At 47.0% G+C, this 1,514-nt stretch carries 2 protein-coding genes; both read right to left on the bottom strand.

Annotated elements, in window-relative coordinates; translation table 11 throughout:
* Positions 1-838, bottom strand: an 838-nt coding sequence (locus KDK17_RS06065) for a PEP/pyruvate-binding domain-containing protein (RefSeq protein WP_257287596.1), incomplete at its 3' end; no start/stop codon positions are given.
* 169 nt (positions 839-1,007) lie between these two features.
* On the bottom strand, positions 1,008-1,514 hold a 507-nt coding region (locus KDK17_RS06060), incomplete at its 5' end, for a DUF4116 domain-containing protein (protein WP_257287595.1).

Genomic DNA, 1,514 nt, shown 5'->3' with positions numbered 1-1,514 from the left:
CGGTATCATCCTGAAAAGATTGAAAGCTCATGGCGACCCCGCCATATCGGCAATCAACGCAGTGTTGGATAATCAACGCCATGGTTTGCGGTATACCTTCGGAGCAGACTGCAGGCCGGTAAGCTGAGGCCATGACCTTAAGGCAGGTTCTTAAAACATCGTCTTCTCCCTGGACTAAAGAGAGGTATTTGCCTGCCTGGGCATCGCCGTAGTTGTCTTCATTGATGCCAGAACTGCGGACAATCACCGGCTGTGACGTGGATTGTTCTTCAAGCTGACAGCGCAGATTCCTGATGTGGCAGGCTGCCTCAGAATCTTTAACCTGTTCGTAAAAGTCACTACTGACAATGAATTGTGTCAGACCCTCCAGCCATTTATCCATTTTGTTTTTCTCTAATGGTGGCGAGGTATTCAGGTATTCCCTGATCTTTATCAGGCTGCACTCTGCCTCCAGCTCAAGGACGATCACGGGGAGATAGCGGGCTAAACGATGGGAGTCCAGAGGGTGTTGTTCAAGCGCATTCATTACCCGGGCTGAAACACATTTGAACGGCGGGACAGGCAGATTTATTGCCGCCATGCGTTGCAAAAACATCCCCTTGCCCCCAAGTTGCTCACGGCTTGGGAGAGAATCGTTAGCAGCCTGATCTGAAATAGATAAACGGCAGGTGCGCTCGGTGAGTGACGTTGGGTCAGATAAACCATTGGGATCAGGATCACTGAAATAATTTTTGGGTGAACTCTCAGTCCCATTAGTTGGGCTGTCGACTCGGGTATTCTGATCTGTGTTCGTTGTCAGGGTTGGAAAATCTGATCTGCCAACATTAGCAGGCAACATAAGGATATCCCTCTCATGTCAATATTCACCCATGCCTCAATGGCTGGTAATTACCCTCTTTCGACAATAATGTTTTTATAAAGTTCACCCGTCAGCCTGAAGCGCACAATAGAAAAAACAACAATAAGCTGGCAACGGGGTTTAAGCTGGTCAACCTGGCCTGAATAGATCAGACCTTATTCGCAGAAGGCCTGACGTATTTAAGAACATTGTGGTTTTTTTGTCTTGCTGCCTCGATAAAAGTCTCATCGTGTTTAAGCCCGGACGCAACATAATTGAAGGCATAAGAGTTCTGTTGAATTAAGTCCAGCATATACTCCCGATCATTCAATAACGTTTCAGAGGCAAAATATAAGCAAGAAATTTGATCAGCAATTGCACTTCGCACGATTTCTTTATCGCTGCGTACATTTTCACCGGCATAACGCAGAGCTGCCGGATAAGTTGTGATAGCGGCCATGACGACCTCTTTATCGTCCTGAAGTCTTTGGCTGGCATAATCCAGATTCCTACCATCCTGAGTGACTGCGATCATGACAACGTTTTTATCGTCCTGAAGTTTTGGGCTGGCATATTCCAGCTGGTCACCATCCTGAGTCACTGCGGCCATGACGACCTTTTTATCATCCTTCAGTTCTGCACTCACATATTTCAGGTCATCTGGATAGGCTTCAAT

Origin of the sequence: Endozoicomonas sp. SESOKO2 (assembly GCF_024606245.1) — a bacterium.
GTDB lineage: Bacteria > Pseudomonadota > Gammaproteobacteria > Pseudomonadales > Endozoicomonadaceae > Endozoicomonas_A.
This window is presented reverse-complemented; position numbering and strand designations above follow the sequence as displayed.